Annotated in this window: 6 protein-coding genes; 2 read left to right on the top strand and 4 right to left on the bottom strand. The window is 37.7% G+C overall.

Annotation, left to right across the window (positions count from 1 at the left end):
- From B6C99_RS12870 to B6C99_RS12855, 4 genes are all read right to left on the bottom strand, one after another.
- Positions 1–262, bottom strand: a 262-nt coding sequence (locus tag B6C99_RS12870) for a hypothetical protein (RefSeq protein ID WP_143413972.1), incomplete at its 3' end; no start/stop codon positions are given.
- Positions 262–894, bottom strand: a complete 633-nt coding sequence (locus tag B6C99_RS12865; RefSeq protein WP_086360184.1) for an RHS repeat-associated core domain-containing protein — start codon at positions 892–894, stop codon at positions 262–264. The genes B6C99_RS12865 and B6C99_RS12870, both read right to left, overlap by 1 nt.
- 73 nt (positions 895–967) lie before the next feature.
- The gene (locus B6C99_RS12860) at positions 968–1309 is read right to left on the bottom strand and encodes a hypothetical protein (RefSeq protein ID WP_025315308.1); all 342 of its coding nucleotides are present in this window, start codon (positions 1307–1309) and stop codon (positions 968–970) included.
- Positions 1309–2262 (bottom strand): RHS repeat domain-containing protein, encoded by a 954-nt coding sequence (locus tag B6C99_RS12855; RefSeq protein WP_371265849.1) that lies wholly within the window; start codon positions 2260–2262, stop codon positions 1309–1311. Before B6C99_RS12855 ends, B6C99_RS12860 begins: the two co-directional genes overlap by 1 nt.
- Here B6C99_RS12855 and B6C99_RS13550 point away from each other — a divergent pair.
- On the top strand, positions 2166–2375 hold the full coding sequence (locus tag B6C99_RS13550; protein ID WP_254045963.1) for a hypothetical protein: 210 nt from the start codon (positions 2166–2168) through the stop codon (positions 2373–2375). The genes B6C99_RS12855 and B6C99_RS13550 overlap by 97 nt on opposite strands.
- 1 nt (position 2376) lies before the next feature.
- A partial coding sequence (locus B6C99_RS13455) for a hypothetical protein (RefSeq protein ID WP_216819497.1) occupies positions 2377–2588 on the top strand: 212 nt, incomplete at its 3' end.

The following is a 2588-nucleotide window of genomic DNA, read 5'->3' as shown; positions in this document are numbered from 1 at the left end:
CTACTAAATCATTATTATCAATACTACTCAAAAAATCACAAAATCGGTTAAATAATAAATTTTCATTTACTGATAAATCTACTGGCTGATATTCAATATTATCAATAAATTTTGACAAAAAGACATTATAATCATGCGACTCAAACGTTATCGAGTTGCTGTTATTATCAATCCGTAATTTATTTGAGATATTTTGAAGAATTACTTTTTTTTCTTTTTTAATAACTGATAATTTCAATTTTTCTTTTAAAGATAATGACATTATTTTCTGCCTTTAGCGTTTGTAATTCCTGTCATATTTTCAGGAATATGTCCACCATGTTGATTATATCTTACTTTTGGTTGGAGAGGATCACCGTGCAAATCATCAGCAGTATGAAAATGAGGGCCGCGACCAAATTTATCTTCCTCGTGTAAAATAATGTATTTCTTATTTCCATCAACTTTATACTCCCAAACCGTTCTGTTTTCATACTTATTATCATAAACCTTTACTGGTTTTGGAGTATTTGTATTACGAGGAATTCTTAATCTCCGTTTTGCTTCTCTAAAGGCTGCTTTGAAACTTGTATTACTACACATCAAACCAAACGGGTCAATCCAAGTCAACCCATTAGGCGCATACTGATACAGATTCAAGCCACCCAGCAGCCCAATCGGATCAGGCTGAGTAAATCTACCTATATCCGGATCATAATACCTGAAAGTATTGTAATGTAAGCCGGTTTCTCTGTCTAAATACTGTCCCTGATATCTGAGGTTTTGCTCTACTGATTCATGTTCGATTTCATGAATCCGTTTCCCCCATAACTGAAAGCTGCATTCCCAGAGTAATTCACCGTTTGTATCGGTAAGCTTTTCCGGGCAACCATTCAGGTCAGTGTGGAAGTACATTACCCTTTCGGGCTCATTACCTCGTTTATCTATCCGCGCCAGTGACTCATAAATATTACGATTTTTATATTAATTAACTATTCGGATATTTATCTAAATAACCTTGACTTGATGGGTATTTTGTAAAAAAAGAAATTTTATTTTTATCAATAAATTCAATATCAAAAATTCTAGAACAATTTTTTTCCAAACCAATATCATAAGAATATAATTTTTCTTCAATCTCATCCAAAAGAGATATCGCCATATCATTAATAATCGAATTACATTCATTAATAAAAAAAATTACTTCTTTCGGAAAATTAGATTCAATAATCACTCCTTCATAATAATGATCAAACTTTTCAATTTTTTTATATTCTATAAGAGCATATCTCTGTTTATCTCTAAATGAAACAATATAGTCTTTCATCATTACCCTTTACATCCTTTGAAAATGCCAAATAGTTTACTTTTATTAGTATTAAAACCATTAATACCTTCTGATTGAATTAATCTTGCATGGTTTACTCCCAACTTACCTTTAGATGGATCATGAATAACATCAAATCCAATTTTTCTAAGATCTACGACTTTTGCTTCACCCACACTTGTCGTAGGCCTATTAGGAAAAGCTCCATTCCATATTTTAGTGGCTTCATCGACACTATTAGCCCTAATAACAGAAACACCTGGTGGAGCTAATTTTCCTTTATTAATAGCTTCTATTTCTCGAGGATTGAAATCAAATCCATAATGACCATTAGTACTAATCCTATAAATTTTAGTAGCATCAGAAAGTGGTAAGCCCTTTTCTAGAAGGGTGTCAGTCAATCCCCACGGATCGACCCAAGTCAACCCATTAGGCGCATACTGATACAGATTAAACCCACCCAGCAACCCAATCGGGTCTGGCTGAGTAAATCTACCTATATCCGGATCATAATACCTGAACGTATTGTAATGTAAGCCAGTTTCTCTGTCTAAATATTGTCCCTGATATCTGAGGTTTTGCTCTATGGGTTCGTGCTCAATTTCATGAATCCGCTTTCCCCATAACTGAAAGCTACATTCCCACAGTATTTCGCCGTTGGCATCGGTAAGCTCTTCCGGACAGCCATTCAGGTCGGTGTGGAAGTAGCGGATATGTTGTTCTTGGTTGCCGTCTGTGTCTATACGTGCCAGTGGTTCATAGCTGTTCTGGTCGGTATAGATATACAGGCTGGTGGGGTGATTCGGGCCGGTTTCCTGAATCATTCTTAACCCGTCCCACAGGAAGGTGGTGCGGTTGCATGGTTTGCCATCTCGGTCCAGCCGGTGTTTTTCAATCCGCCGGCCGAGGGCGTCGTAGACGTAGCCGTAACGCTGACTGCGGCCTGTTTGTTCGATGCGTACTTCGCTCAGGCGGTGTTCAGCATCGTAGTGGTAGTGCTGGGTTGTGCCGATGGTCTGTTTGGTTTGGGTTCTGCCGTACTCGTCGTAGCGGTAGTGGTGTCCTCTGAAATGCAGGAGCTGGTTACAGCGAATCAGGTTGTAGTTGCTGTAGTCCTCTCTGTATTTGCTGTCCAGCAGGTTGGCAGCGGCATCATATTGCAGGGTTTCCCAGTATCTCTGGTTGCGACAGTCTTAATTTACGTCCGTAAGTTTACATATTCTTCAAAAAAAAATCTGAATGACGGTGCAAGAACGTTTGATATTTTTCTTGAGAAAAGATC

The sequence above is a fragment of the Gilliamella sp. N-G2 genome (assembly GCF_002142215.1).
In the GTDB taxonomy this organism is placed as follows: Bacteria; Pseudomonadota; Gammaproteobacteria; order Enterobacterales; family Orbaceae; genus Gilliamella.
This window is presented reverse-complemented; position numbering and strand designations above follow the sequence as displayed.